The sequence below is a fragment of the Traorella sp. mt218 genome, assembly GCF_055420025.1.
The window spans coordinates 1-12,730 of record NZ_JBVAYM010000003.1 but is presented as its reverse complement, the minus strand read 5'-3'; the positions used below and the strand labels follow the sequence as shown (position 1 = coordinate 12,730).

General features: G+C 37.1%; 12 protein-coding genes and 2 tRNA genes. 10 read left to right on the top strand and 4 right to left on the bottom strand.

The window, feature by feature from the left end; all coding sequences use genetic code 11:
* Positions 1–22: 22 nt before the first annotated feature.
* The 7 genes from ACZYT3_RS02105 to ACZYT3_RS02075 all read left to right on the top strand — a co-directional run bounded on the left by ACZYT3_RS02105 (position 23) and on the right by ACZYT3_RS02075 (position 6,955).
* A complete protein-coding gene (locus ACZYT3_RS02105; protein WP_464087510.1) occupies positions 23–328 on the top strand; it encodes a PTS sugar transporter subunit IIB in 306 nt (101 codons plus the stop codon).
* 431 nt (positions 329–759) lie between these two features.
* Positions 760–2,304 carry an FAD-dependent oxidoreductase gene (locus ACZYT3_RS02100; RefSeq protein WP_464087509.1) on the top strand — a complete coding sequence of 515 codons (1,545 nt, stop codon included), beginning with the start codon at positions 760–762 and terminating at the stop codon, positions 2,302–2,304.
* Between the two features lie 8 nt (positions 2,305–2,312).
* Positions 2,313–3,191, top strand: coding sequence for an HAD family hydrolase (locus ACZYT3_RS02095; protein WP_464087508.1), 879 nt, complete (start codon positions 2,313–2,315; stop codon positions 3,189–3,191).
* 59 nt (positions 3,192–3,250) lie between these two features.
* The gene (ulaG, locus tag ACZYT3_RS02090; RefSeq protein ID WP_464087507.1) at positions 3,251–4,351 is read left to right on the top strand and encodes an L-ascorbate 6-phosphate lactonase; all 1,101 of its coding nucleotides are present in this window, start codon (positions 3,251–3,253) and stop codon (positions 4,349–4,351) included.
* A 2-nt stretch (positions 4,352–4,353) separates the two neighbouring features.
* Positions 4,354–5,208 carry an L-ribulose-5-phosphate 3-epimerase gene (locus ACZYT3_RS02085; protein ID WP_464087506.1) on the top strand — a complete coding sequence of 285 codons (855 nt, stop codon included), beginning with the start codon at positions 4,354–4,356 and terminating at the stop codon, positions 5,206–5,208.
* Positions 5,202–6,260, top strand: a complete 1,059-nt coding sequence (locus tag ACZYT3_RS02080; RefSeq protein ID WP_464087505.1) for a hypothetical protein — start codon at positions 5,202–5,204, stop codon at positions 6,258–6,260. Before ACZYT3_RS02085 ends, ACZYT3_RS02080 begins: the two co-directional genes overlap by 7 nt.
* A complete protein-coding gene (locus ACZYT3_RS02075) occupies positions 6,254–6,955 on the top strand; it encodes an L-ribulose-5-phosphate 4-epimerase (protein ID WP_464087504.1) in 702 nt (233 codons plus the stop codon). The genes ACZYT3_RS02080 and ACZYT3_RS02075 overlap by 7 nt, the downstream gene beginning before the upstream one ends.
* 494 nt (positions 6,956–7,449) lie before the next feature.
* Here the strand turns inward: ACZYT3_RS02075 and ACZYT3_RS02070 are convergent, their stop codons facing one another.
* The 4 genes from ACZYT3_RS02070 to ACZYT3_RS02055 form a co-directional block, all read right to left on the bottom strand.
* The gene (locus ACZYT3_RS02070) at positions 7,450–7,932 is read right to left on the bottom strand and encodes a hypothetical protein (RefSeq protein WP_464087503.1); all 483 of its coding nucleotides are present in this window, start codon (positions 7,930–7,932) and stop codon (positions 7,450–7,452) included.
* 167 nt (positions 7,933–8,099) lie between these two features.
* Positions 8,100–8,175: transfer RNA gene (locus ACZYT3_RS02065), tRNA-Ala, on the bottom strand.
* Between the two features lie 18 nt (positions 8,176–8,193).
* Positions 8,194–8,270: transfer RNA gene (locus ACZYT3_RS02060), tRNA-Ile, on the bottom strand.
* 74 nt (positions 8,271–8,344) lie between these two features.
* The gene (locus ACZYT3_RS02055) at positions 8,345–8,884 is read right to left on the bottom strand and encodes an NUDIX hydrolase (RefSeq protein ID WP_294562061.1); all 540 of its coding nucleotides are present in this window, start codon (positions 8,882–8,884) and stop codon (positions 8,345–8,347) included.
* An 88-nt stretch (positions 8,885–8,972) separates the two neighbouring features.
* Between ACZYT3_RS02055 and ACZYT3_RS02050 the strand changes: the two genes are divergently transcribed.
* The 3 genes from ACZYT3_RS02050 (at position 8,973) to ACZYT3_RS02040 (ending at position 12,641) form a co-directional block, all read left to right on the top strand.
* Positions 8,973–10,328 (top strand): MATE family efflux transporter, encoded by a 1,356-nt coding sequence (locus ACZYT3_RS02050; protein ID WP_464087502.1) that lies wholly within the window; start codon positions 8,973–8,975, stop codon positions 10,326–10,328.
* A gap of 167 nt (positions 10,329–10,495) precedes the next feature.
* Positions 10,496–11,938 (top strand): 4-alpha-glucanotransferase, encoded by a 1,443-nt coding sequence (malQ, locus tag ACZYT3_RS02045; RefSeq protein ID WP_464087501.1) that lies wholly within the window; start codon positions 10,496–10,498, stop codon positions 11,936–11,938.
* 58 nt (positions 11,939–11,996) lie between these two features.
* On the top strand, positions 11,997–12,641 hold the full coding sequence (locus ACZYT3_RS02040; protein ID WP_464087500.1) for a lysoplasmalogenase family protein: 645 nt from the start codon (positions 11,997–11,999) through the stop codon (positions 12,639–12,641).
* Positions 12,642–12,730: the final 89 nt, after the last annotated feature.

The following is a 12,730-nucleotide window of genomic DNA, read 5'->3' as shown; positions in this document are numbered from 1 at the left end:
ATTGTAAAAGGAGGAACATTCTATGGCTTTGGATAAAAAGAAAAAATATAAAGTTTTAACATGCTGTGGTATAGGACAGGGTACCTGTATTTTACTTTCAAGAAATGTGAAAAGGGTATTTGATGAAATGGGAATTACAGCTACTGTTGAACCAGTTCAGGTATCTATTGGAGCATCACAAGGTAAGCTTTATGACATGATATTCTGTAATCGTAACTTAGTTGCCAATTTTGAAGATGCTGCTGCAAGCGGATGCAAGATAATTGGATTAAAAAATATTATGTCCACTGCAGAGATTAAGGAAAAGATTCTTGATGCCTATGAGTAGACGTTATTGGGCTTCCCAACAGCCAAAACAATACAAAAAAATCAAAGATTCACGTATAAAATGGCAACCAAAACGATTATCTTTTGAAGCAGGCTTAAAAACGCTTCCGTTCGTAGCGATAGGAATTTATTGTGTCCTTATATCAGTACTTTTAATATTGGTAGTATTAGCATTAAACATACTCCCACCTACGATTGTGGTTGGGCAATTGTTTAATCTTTATACGAAAGAATTTCCAACTATCTTATTTTTAGCGATGCTCTATGGTGTACAGATGTATTTAATTTACAGAGATATTGTACGACGATCTATGTCACGATTTCTCTGTGTCATACCAGTAATGTATTTTTTACTAGCAATAAATATTATTTTTCATCTTTAAAAAACATTTAAATATGTGAGTCACTTGAATTTATCGAAAGGAGATAAATATGGTTAATATTACAAAAACACTCTATTGCGATGTTGCCATTATCGGAGGAGGAACCGGAGGTTGCGCAGCAGCGATTGAATGTGGTAGAAAAGGATTGCACACTATTCTTTTGGAAAGAAGCGTGACTTTGGGCGGATTGGCTACAAATGGATACGTACCACAGATTGCCGGAGGAATTGAAGGACTTTCATTGGAATTTGCCAAGCGATTGGATGAGATTGGGCAATTGCGCAGCCCTTATCCGGATAAAGATTACTATCGGAATCCTTCTTTTGAACCAGAATATGGAAAACTTGTGCTTGAAGATATGTTATTTGAAGCAGGAGCTAGAATTTTGTACGATTCTACATGTATTGGCACAGTAGTGGAGAATGAAAAAATACAAGCTGCCATCTTTTATACTAAAGGAGGATACATGAAAGTAGTGGCAGATATATTCATTGATGCGACCGGTGATGCAGATGTTGCTGCTTTATCAGGTGTACCATATGAAGTAGGAGGACAGGATTTTGCAGGTCTTAACCAGGGAACTTCACAAGGAAGTCGGTGGGCTGGAGCAGATCTTATAAAATACCAAGCTGCAGAGGATGAATATAAAGCTTCAGAAAGAGAAAAAGGTAGGGAGCCACTTTATCCACTCATTTATGTTTTGGAAGAAGAAGCAATTAAGAAAGGTGAAATTTCCAGACATGTTTGTACAAAACGTTCGGGATTTTATCGTGTCCGGATACCTAATACTCCGGAGGATAATGCTGAGTTTGTAACTTTTTCTTTTCAAAGCTATTTTTGTCACAATACCGATGTTGAAGATATCACTCGTCAAATACTGGAACAACATCAATTAATCAAGCAATTTCATAAATTTTTACGAAAGTACGTACCTGGTTTTGAAAATGTGCGTCTTGTTGGATTGGGTTCTATACCTGGTGTTCGTGATTCTCGACGTATATTTGGAGAGTATATGCTGAAAGCATCAGATGTTGCTTCGGGTATGAAATTCAAGGACGGAATTGCTCGTTTTCCAGAACGTTTTGATGCTCATCATCCTACGAATCAATGGTGGTATACCATTCGACATATCCATATTCCTTCACCAATAGGCTCTGCTGTGATGGAAGAGTCGCATATAGGTCAGGACTGTGATGCACGTATGCATCCTTTTGGTGTACCTGGTGGATATCCTGCAAGAGTGAATCCTCAGGATTATTGTGAGATTCCTTATCGATGTCTATTACCTAAGAAAATTGAAAATTTGCTTTGTGTTGGACGTTGCTGTTCAGCAGAATTTCATGCAAATGGGGCAATGAGGATCATCGCACCAGCAATGGGTACTGGACAGGCAGCAGGGATTGCGGCGCATATGTCTATATCAAAGGGAATTCCACCACGTCAAGTGGATGGGGTAAAGGTACGTGAGCAATTAATCAAAGAAGGTGTTTTGCTGGATCAGCCATGTGATGGTTATTGGAAGGAAATAAGAGAAAAGAAACCTAATTTTGCTATTGATCGTGGAGATGAGATTGTTTTTGTTGAAGATGATTGATTTAGAAAATGAACGATAAAATGATAAATAAGGCGTCAAATCACCAAAAAAAGAATAGTGATATTTTATTAATCGTGTCAGATGTGGATGGAACATTAATTCATTCAAACGGACAGTTTTCGACGGCGACGATACAAGCGATTCACAAGATCAGGGAAAAAGGTATTTATTTTAGTCTAGGTACGGGACGAAACAATAATATGATTCGTTTGATTGCTAAGGCTCTTGATAATGATCTTTATTCTATAACAAATAATGGTGCATTGGTCATGGATCATCGGACGGGAAAAGTAATTTATAATCATACACTTAGTGAAAACCAAAGCAAAGGAATTCTCGGGGAGATTGAAAAATGTGATTGGAAATATATTTGTTATTCGAAAAGATGTATGTATTATTCAGGATATGTACATTTGATCGATGAGAAACTAGCTCAGGTGGTAGGAGATCCATCTAACTTATCCAACTTGTCAGATTTTACATATAAAGAAGTAAAGTCGTATCATGAAATTGAGGAAATCAATCAGTTATACAAAATAGGTATATTAAATATAAAAAAAGATGATTTTGAAGAAATTCAAAAAATAGCATCCTCTTTTGGTGCGGAATTGAAAAATTCAGGGAAAAATTTCCATGCTATTTTTCCTAAAAATGTTTCAAAAGAAGTCGGATTACAAAAGTTACAGGAATACTTACATGTTTCTCCATGGAATACGGCTGTAATTGGTGATTATGATAATGATTTACCACTATTTTCCCGTGCTGCTCATCGAATTGCGATGGGAAATGCATCCGCAGCAGTTCTAGCTGCATCAACGCAACAAACTTTATCTAATGATTTAGATGGGGTAGCACATTACTTGGAAAGTGTGCTTTCTCAATTGTGATAAAAGAGAAGAAAAATTTTTAAATGTGCTGGTATATAAATGGATAGAGAGGTGACAGTATGAACAAAATTGAAGGATATACGAGAGAAGAGTGGATAAGAAAGACGTTTCCTGAGTGGGGAACATGGTTAAACGAAGAAATTGAAGCCGAAAATGTAAAGTCTGATACTGTAGCAATGTGGTGGTTAGGGTGCACAGGTATTTGGTTTAAAACTCCTTTAGCAAATATTACGGTTGATTTATGGACCGGAAATGGTAAACGTACACACGGGAATGGCAAAATGGCCGTAGGACATCAGATGGCAAATATGTCAGGTGCAAGAAAGATGCAACCAAACTTGCGTGCTGTACCATTTGTAATAGATCCTTATGCAATTAATCAAATAGATGCCGTTTTAGCAACTCACTATCATCATGATCATATGAGTGAGGAATTGGCAGCACATGTAGTCAACGATGGCTTGATGACGACAAATAATAATGGAGAAAAAATTCCAGTTCCATTTATAGGACCAAAAAAGTCTGTGGAAACATGGATTTCATGGGGAGTACCTGAGGACCGTTGTCGAATTGTTAAACCAGGAGATACGCTGCAAATTAAAGATATTGAAATAGTAGTATTGCAGTCTTTTGATCGTACTTGTTTAGTAACAACTGATTCAGTTGGAGAAGATCGGGAAGAACTGGCAGGAAAGTGTCCAAATGATATGGATGAGAAAGCAGTTAATTATTTATTGAAAACTCCAGGAGGCAATATTTATCACAGTGGTGATTCTCATTATTCAATCTATTATGCAATGCATGGGAAAAAACATAAAATTGATGTAGCATTTGGATCATATGGAGAGAATCCGGTGGGAATACAAGATAAGATGACATCTGTAGATGTATTGCGAATGGCAGAAGCCCTGCGTTGCAAAGTTGTTATTCCAATCCATTATGATGTTTGGACGAATTTTCAGGCAGATCCATTAGAAATCCAGTGGCTATGGAAATATCGAAAAAATGTTTTAGATTATAAGTTTCATCCCTTTATTTGGGCAGTAGGTGGAAAATATGTTTATCCGACTGATCAGGCAAAACAGATTTACCATTATCCAAGAGGGTTTGATGATTGCTTCGAAGCGCCGCAAAATATCCCTTTTACTTCATTGTTATAATAATGAAAACATATCAATTAGGAATGTATGAAAAAGCAGTCCCAAGATCCTTGAAATGGGAGGAAAAGATGATTGCGGCAAAGGAAGCGGGATATGATTATATTGAAATCAGCATTGATGAAACAGAGGAAAAGCTGTCTCGATTAAATTGGAATACAGAAGAAAGATCGCATTTTTTAGGGTTACAAAAAAAGATGAAAATGCCAGTAACCTCTATGTGTCTAAGTGGTCATCGAAAATATCCGCTAGGTTCTTTAAATGAGGAAATAAGAAAGCGTTCTTTAGATATCATGGAAAAAGCCATTTTGCTTGCAAATGATTTAGGTATTCGAATGATACAATTAGCTGGTTATGATGTATATTATGAGAAATCTTCGAAAGAAAGTAAACAATGGTTTGAGATCAATTTACGAAAATCGGTAGAGATAGCTTCAAAATATGGAATTTTGCTAGGATTTGAAACGATGGAAACTCCTTTTATGAATACAGTAGAAAAAGCCATGAATTATGTTGATAAGATACAATCTCCTTATTTGCATGTATATCCAGATTTAGGAAATCTAACAAATGCTGCCCTTCAATATGGAATGAACGTTACGGATGATTTACTTTTGGGTAAAGGCCATTGTCTTGCAATGCATTTGAAAGAAACGAAGCCAGGTATATTCAGAGAGGTTCCTTTTGGAGAAGGTCATGTTGATTTTGATAAAGGAATTCAAACTGCTTATCAAATGGGGGTTCGTCGATATGTAACTGAATTTTGGCACATAGATGATGATTCCCAGTGGCAACATAAATTGAATCAGGTGTGCATATTATTCAAATCTAAATTAGATGAGGTTGAGAGAAAATGTTAAAAATAGAAAAAAAAGTAATGGGACATTTGAATAAATGTTATTCACTGGCCTTATTAGAATGGAATGGTAAAACATTTATCGCCTGTGCTGCTGAGAAACAAGATCCGGCGTATCTATTTGATGATGAGGGATGCCTAATCGAACAACTATGGGATGGGCCGGGAGGAGTAATGTCGATGGAGCAAATATCTGATATTGTTCCTACTTTATTTGCAACAGAACGGTTTTATTCACCTAATGATGGTTCTAAAGCTGCTATTGTATATTATCAACGAAAAAATGGAATATGGGAAAGAAATCTGTTATGTAAACTTCCATTTGTTCATCGCTTTGGTATTTTAGAACAGGGGGGGATTCGATATTTAATAGCTTGTACAATTAAATCTGCACATGCATTTAAAGACGATTGGACGTGTCCAGGAAGAGTATGGGTTGGAGAATTAGATGAGAATCTGAGCCTATATGATAGTGATCACCCTTTAAAGCTAACACCACTGATTAGTGGTCTATATCATAATCATGGTTTTTGTAAATTGAAAAAAGATGATGTTTCTGCTGCGCTCATTGGCGCAGACAATGGAATATATAAGGTCATTCCACCAAAAAATAAAATGTGTGAATGGCAATATCAAAAAATATTGGATGTACAGGCTAGCGATATGGTATGTGTAGATCTTGATGGAGATGGTAAAGAAGAATTAATCGTCATTTCTCCTTTCCATGGCGATTCGCTTAGCATTTATAGGCAAACGGAGCATGGATATGAATGGGTATATCGATCATCAAAAAGATTGCCTTTTCTTCATGCAATTTGTACAGGAAAAGTGAACGGCAATTCGTGTGCATTTGTAGGTAACCGTGAAGGAGATCGAGAATTATTTATAGTAAGCTATGACAAAGAGAAAGAAACATATCATATGGAACTTATCGATCATGGAAAAGGAGCTGCAAATTGTTTGTTTTTCGGTGAAAATAGGCTAGTCGCAGCAAACCGTGAAAGTGGAGAGATTGCTATGTACAAATTTATGGATGGAAGTGGATATAAATGTTAGAAGATTTAAAAAAGAGTGTTTGTCAGGCAAATAAAATGTTGCCTGAATATGGATTAGTAATTCTTACTTGGGGAAATGTTTCTGGTATAGATAGAAAGCGTAATTGGATTGTAATCAAACCAAGCGGTGTTCCTTATGATAAATTGTCTGCCTCTGATATGGTTGTTACAGATTTAGATGGTAAAGTTATTGAAGGATCATTGCAACCATCTAGTGATCTCCAAACACATTTGGAATTGTATAAAAAATTTCCTTCTATCGGAGGAGTTGTGCACACACATTCTATGAATGCAGTTGCTTTTGCGCAGGCGAGAATGGATATTCCTTCATTTGGAACAACACATGGCGATTACTTTTTTGGAGCTATTCCTTGCACAAGAGAGATGAAATTTGAGGAAATTAGTAATAATTACGAACATAATACAGGTAAGGTAATTGTTGAAGAATTTATGCATCGTAACATAGACCCTATGAGTATTCCAGGGGTATTAGTTTGTTCTCATGGTCCTTTTACGTGGGGAAAAAATCCTATGGATGCACTGAATAATGCGTTTATTCTAGAAACACTAGCACATATGGCAATTAAAACAATGGTTATCTCACCGAAGGCAGATCCAATGCAAAAATCTTTATTGGAAAAACACTATCTGCGAAAGCATGGCCCAAATGCTTATTATGGACAGAAGTTAATGTAATATTTATAAAAAAGCAGATTAAGTTTAGCAATTATGATAGATTTAAATGTTAGGATGATTTTCGTGAAATGAAAAGCATTTAGATTAAAAGAATCATAAAAAATATATGCTTATTTATCTTTTGTAGATGTGAATTATTATTCAGATTGTTCTACAAAATGGTTTATATAAACAGAAATTTAAAATGTTCATGAATAGTATAAAACGGATAGTGATATTTTAATGAAAAAATTTAGAATAGTAAGGAAGGACATACATTATGTCCTTTTTTATAAAAAGTTAATTGAAATAAGAAGGATCAAAGCAGTGAAGAAGACAGTAAGCTCATATTTTTGTTGGTTTTTTTCACTGTTTTGGAGTAAACATATTAGGTGAATTTGTAAATGATTATCCAAAATTATTGATTCTTTATTTTTAAGTATTTTATCTGAGTACCTTCATGGGTATTCTTTTCTTTTAATCTAATGTCAAACAATATAAAAAGGGCATCCGCCCTAGTATTTAAATTCTTCTTTCAAAGCATTCTTTACCTGATCCAAAGTTAATCCTTTGCCACTTAAATAATTTTCCATATCTTCTTTCATGGATTCATTGGTAGCATCAGAAAAAGTAACTAATACAGTATCATTATCTACGATATAGGTTTCTGAATCATCACCGTTGACACAATAGATAAGAGTACCGACACCGACACCAAAGGCTTCTACAACCGATGCTTCCTGATCCCCCAGGGTGATATATACTTTGAATTTCACACCGTCATCGTTTTTAGCCAATCCTAAAGTGGAGCCATATGAATTAGTTTCCGTTTCTAATGTAAAGACTTCCTTAACGGCTTCTAAATCACTTTTTTCATTTATTTCTTCCTGCTGTTCGTTTTCGTTGTTTGGCTTATCGGCATTACTGTTATTATTGCCGCAAGCTGTAAGACCTGAACAGAGTCCTAATACAAGTAACATACTTAATAGTTTTTTCATTTTATTTTCCTCCCTGTAATGAAATATGTTTTAATGATTTCTATTGTTTTTCAATAGTTTTTTGTTATTTTTATTATATCATATAAAATATGAATTGAAATTCATTTGTTGATTATAAAAAAACGAGTTATAAGCATTTATGCTTCTAACTCGTTTGTCTGCTTACATGGTGGAGCTTAAGGGACTCGAACCCTTGACCCCCTGCGTGCAAAGCAGGTGCTCTCCCAGCTGAGCTAAAACCCCATGTATATTTTAAATCGATGGTGGGCCTGAATGGACTTGAACCAACGACCTCACCCTTATCAGGGGTGCGCTCTAACCACCTGAGCTACAGGCCCATATCACCGATTGCTTGTATATAATACCATCAACAAATACACTTGTCAACAAAAAATTTAAAAAAATTAAATCTTTAATCAGATATTTTATTATAAGCTTGAATGGCATATTGAATCGCAATGATCGTCTTGCTGTCACGAATCGTTCCGTTCATCACTTGCTGGTATGCTTCATCCAGGTCAAGGAAATAACTGTTGATGCATTCATCTTCATCCATTGCTTTTGGGTGTTCAACTTTCGTTAAGTTTTTTGCTTCATAGATGTGAAGAACCTCACCGCAAAAACCCGGTGTCGGATAGAAAGTGAAACGTCTGATCATTTCTTCTGCTTTATAACCGGTTTCTTCTTCTAGCTCACGGCTGGCACATACGGCCAGATCTTCATTTGGTTCGATCTTACCTGCCGGTATTTCGATCGTTTCTTCAGAAACGACATAACGATATTGTCTGACAAGCAGAATCGCATGATCTTTGATCGCAAGGATAGCAACACCTCCCGGTGCCTTTACACATTCGCGGTAACTAGTCGTTCCATTTTCACATAAGACTTCATCTTTGGTTACTTTAATGACGCGCCCATCATAAATAAGCTGGCTGTTCAGCTGTTTTTCCATATAATCACCCTTTTCTATTATAAACGATTCTTACTGTCTTGACTATCAAAAAAAGAATATGCTATTCTTGATTCATTGGGGGTCACATATGAATAAATATATAGGAAACAGAAAATTTAATCTGCTGGTAATCTCTATTGCCATTCCGATCATGCTTCAAAATCTGGTGACTACTTCAGTTAATTTAGTCGATTCACTGATGGTCGGTCAGTTGGGAGATGCCGCAATAGGAGGGGTGGCAGCTGTCAATCGCTATTTTATGATCATGAACTATGGGGCATTAGGTGTTATCAATGCCGTGGGAATTTTTATCGCACAGTATTTTGGTGCCGAAAATGAACAGAAAATGAAGGAATCTTTCCGTTTTTCTGTCAGTGCTTCCTATCTTATCATATTACCTTTTTTCTTTGCGGCTTTATTTTTTCCTCGGCAGATCCTGCATTTCTTTACAGATGATGTGCTATTGATCAATGTGGGGGTTGAATATCTGCAAGTCGTCTGCCTTACGTATTTGCCGCTGGGGGCTTCTTTGGCGATCAGCAGTGCCATGAGATGTATTGGTGAAACAAAGATTCCTTTGGCGGTCAGTGTGCTGAGCGTATTGACAAATACTTTTTTTAATTATTGTCTGATTTTTGGTAATTTTGGTTTTCCGCGTCTTGGCGTCAGCGGTGCGGCAATTGCCACGTTGATTGCTCGAATCGTCGAACTGACAGTTTTGCTTTATATCATGAAAAGACGTCATTTTCCGTTTGCAAGCAAAGTCAGTGAGCTTCATCATATTCCTTTTTCGCTTATCAAGATCATCGCTTTTAAGGCGGCGCCTTTATGCCTCAATGAGCTTTTATGGTCAGGGGGCAATGCGATGATGCTGAAGCTGTATGGAACACGTGGCAGTCATGTTCTCAGCGGCTATGCGATCACGACAACGATGACAGATATCTTTTATACTCTTTTTGCGGGCATGGCGGTTGCGACAACGGTCATGGTATCTCAGCAGCTGGGGGCGAATCATCTAAAGGAAGCAAAAGAAAACGGCTATCATATGGTCGGCTTTTCCTTCTTTGTTTCGCTGCTCTTTGCAGGGTTCATGTATCTGATCAGCTTTACGGTGCCATTCTTATACGGCTCAGCCAGCACTGAGGTGATCAGCACCGCCCAAAATATGATCCATGTACAATCGATCTGCTTTATTTTATATACTTTGAATACACAAAATTATTTTATCGTCCGTGCCGGTGGTGATACGAAATCGACATTGATCATGGACAGCGGCTTCATGTGGCTGTTTACGATTCCTCTTCTGTCCTTGATCGCTTATCTGACATCGATCGATATCTATATCATGTATCTGGTGGGACAGACCAGCGAACTTCTCAAACTGATGCTTTCCACAAGGCTATTGCATAAAGAAAAATGGGTGGTGAACCTGACCAAGGTCTGAAATATGCATAAGTTTCAAGAAGCAGTTATGTGATAAAAATGCAGACAGACAGATGCATATGCATGAGAATGATTTACAAAGGTATTTTCGTGAAGTCAGCCTTGAAAGAATGGATTTCTGGTGATATATTTTAATTATAAAGTGAGTCATATCAAATAGGAGAAAATATGAGAAAAGCAGGTATTTTATTGGCTGTTTCATCACTGCCTTCATCGTATGGTATTGGTGATTTTGGCGAGAATTGTCTACATTTTATTGACGACCTGAAGAAGAGCGGCTGTCGCAGCTGGCAAATTTTGCCGCTGAATCCTTTAGGTTATGGCAATAGTCCCTATCAAGCCTATTCATCGAAGGCAATGGATGAATTGTATATTTCTTTGGATGAATTGAAGCGGATGGGATTGATCAGGAAAACAAAGAAGTTTCATGCACAGAAAAAAAGTGTCAGTTATGATGAAGTGCGGCATTTTAAAAGCGTCTATTATCAGGAGGCTTATCATAATTTCAAGCAGGATAAGGCTTTTAAAGAGTTTGCTTCGCAAAAATGGGTGATCGAATATGCTGTGTTTATCGTGTTTAAAAAACAAAATGACATGAAGATCTGGCATGAGTGGCCGCAAGAACAGCAGGATTGGATCAAAGACCGTGCTTATGATCTCACACCTTTTACTGAGGCCATCAATTATGAAATCTTTCTTCAATATATTCTTTATCAGCAATGGATGAGGGTAAAGGCTTATGCGAATGAAAATGATATTGAAATCATAGGTGATCTGCCGATTTATGTGGGAATTGACAGTGTTGATGTCTGGGCCAATCAGAATTATTTCTTGCTTGATGATCACTCCCATCCGACTTTTATTGCCGGTGTACCCCCTGATTATTTCAGCGTTACCGGACAGCGCTGGGGGAATCCGCTTTACGATTGGGATTATATGAAACAGCATGACTTTGATTTCTGGTGTGATCGACTGGCTTATAATACAAAGCTTTTTGATGTGATCCGAATTGATCATTTCCGTGCCTTTGATACTTATTGGAAGATTCCTGTCAGCTGTCCTACGGCTGTTGAAGGAGAATGGGTAGAGGCTCCGGGTTATGAATTATTCGATGTGTTGTTTGCAAGGATAGAAAATTTGAAGATCATAGCTGAAGATTTAGGTAATCTTCGTCCGGAGGTGCTCAAACTGAGAGATCATTTCCATCTGCCGGGCATGAAGGTGCTGCAGTTTACCTTTAATCCGCAAACACCGTATGCGAATGATGTTGAAAATGTGGTGGCATATACAGGGACTCATGATAATCAGCCGCTGGTAAGCTGGCTGAACTCACAGACCTCTTCTTTCAAAAGAAGAACCAGAGTCTTTTTAGATACGGCCGGCTATCATTATGAAAGTGTGATTGACAACCTGATGGCTTTTTTGATGAACAGCAAAGCCGATAGGGTCATCCTTCCGATGCAGGATATCTTACATTTAAATGCGAAAAGCCGTATGAATATTCCGGGAACGCTGTTGGATACAAACTGGACATGGAAATTGGCTGATTTCAAAGATTTTGAGAAAAAACTGGAGATGTTTTCAGATATGATTCGCTCATCGCAAAGATAGTCATATTTTTCATTGTGATAAGAGGTAAGATATGTCATAATGAAAGAGGGAAGCGATTATGGAAGAAATGTTGCTGATGATCTATATCATTTGCTTTGGACTATTGATGCTGGCAGTCTATGGGAAGGGTTATGCCAAATATTATCTTATGTTTAAATCAATGACAAGTGTTATTTTTGTCATGCTTGCTTGCTGGGTGATGAGAGAAAAGCTGTTTTGGCTATGGCTGATGGCTTTTCTTTTTTGTTTTCTGGGGGATGTGCTGTTAGGGATGGATGAGCGGAAGGAGAAAAACCGTTTCTTTGTGTGGGGACTTATAAGCTTTGTGACAGGCCATGTGTTTTTCATCATAAGGATGAGCGGGCTGACTTCTTTTGAATTGTGGGATCTGGTCTTGCCTGCCGGTATTGCTCTTGTGACATTTTTTTTGATCCGTCATCCGAAATTTCATGTAGGGGTTCATAAGCGCGCTGTCATTCTTTATTCATTGATCGTTACGCTGCTTTGTGTCAAAGGATATGATATGTTGCTGCTGGATAGATATTATTGGAATGTTTTTGTTGGCAGCGTGTTGTTTTTTATTTCTGATTTTCTTTTGCTTTTTATTTATTTTTATGAAGATAAGCTGAAGATCATGCGTTTTTTTAACTTGCTGACATATTATGGCGCAGTTTTTTTGCTTGCATGTACGGTATTCAGATAAATGAAATATTAAATTTTTAAGGGATAAATTTTCACATGTGGAAAAGTATCTCTTTTTTTTAAGGTATAATTAGGTTATAATACTCAGTA

Excerpts from the sequence above, each read along its gene's own strand:
- ACZYT3_RS02075 (WP_464087504.1), top strand. The coding sequence starts at position 6,254 with ATGTTAGAAGATTTAAAAAAGAGTGTTTGTCAGGCAAATAAAATGTTG.
- ACZYT3_RS02055 (WP_294562061.1), bottom strand. The coding sequence starts at position 8,884 with ATGGAAAAACAGCTGAACAGCCAGCTTATTTATGATGGGCGCGTCATT.
- ACZYT3_RS02105 (WP_464087510.1), top strand. The coding sequence starts at position 23 with ATGGCTTTGGATAAAAAGAAAAAATATAAAGTTTTAACATGCTGTGGT.
- malQ (WP_464087501.1), top strand. The coding sequence starts at position 10,496 with ATGAGAAAAGCAGGTATTTTATTGGCTGTTTCATCACTGCCTTCATCG.
- ACZYT3_RS02050 (WP_464087502.1), top strand. The coding sequence starts at position 8,973 with ATGAATAAATATATAGGAAACAGAAAATTTAATCTGCTGGTAATCTCT.
- ACZYT3_RS02095 (WP_464087508.1), top strand. The coding sequence starts at position 2,313 with ATGAACGATAAAATGATAAATAAGGCGTCAAATCACCAAAAAAAGAAT.
- ACZYT3_RS02080 (WP_464087505.1), top strand. The coding sequence starts at position 5,202 with ATGTTAAAAATAGAAAAAAAAGTAATGGGACATTTGAATAAATGTTAT.
- ACZYT3_RS02040 (WP_464087500.1), top strand. The coding sequence starts at position 11,997 with ATGGAAGAAATGTTGCTGATGATCTATATCATTTGCTTTGGACTATTG.
- ACZYT3_RS02100 (WP_464087509.1), top strand. The coding sequence starts at position 760 with ATGGTTAATATTACAAAAACACTCTATTGCGATGTTGCCATTATCGGA.
- ACZYT3_RS02070 (WP_464087503.1), bottom strand. The coding sequence starts at position 7,932 with ATGAAAAAACTATTAAGTATGTTACTTGTATTAGGACTCTGTTCAGGT.
- ACZYT3_RS02085 (WP_464087506.1), top strand. The coding sequence starts at position 4,354 with ATGAAAACATATCAATTAGGAATGTATGAAAAAGCAGTCCCAAGATCC.
- ulaG (WP_464087507.1), top strand. The coding sequence starts at position 3,251 with ATGAACAAAATTGAAGGATATACGAGAGAAGAGTGGATAAGAAAGACG.